Genomic DNA, 245 nt, shown 5'->3' on the forward strand with positions numbered 1-245 from the left:
CTTGCCGGCGGCGAGATCCGCAGCTTCACCTTGTCGCCGGTAGCCGTTGGCTTGAAGCGGCACACCAAGGAAGGGCTGCGCGGCGGTGTCGCGGCCTACAATGCCAAGGAACTGCGCGATATGCTGGGTGGCGCCGCCGGGGCTTATCGCGGCACGGTGCTGATGAATGCCGGCGCCGGGCTGGACGTGGCCGGCAAGGTAAAGACGCATGCCGACGGCATCGCCGCGGCGACGCCAGCGATCGT

At 68.6% G+C, this 245-nt stretch carries 1 pseudogene; it reads left to right on the forward strand.

What is annotated here, in order from left to right:
• A pseudogene (locus tag KVT37_RS32590) lies at positions 1 to 245 on the forward strand (anthranilate phosphoribosyltransferase); the annotation flags it as partial.

The sequence above is a fragment of the Mesorhizobium sp. GbtcB19 genome, assembly GCF_019091085.1.
GTDB lineage: Bacteria > Pseudomonadota > Alphaproteobacteria > Rhizobiales > Rhizobiaceae > Mesorhizobium.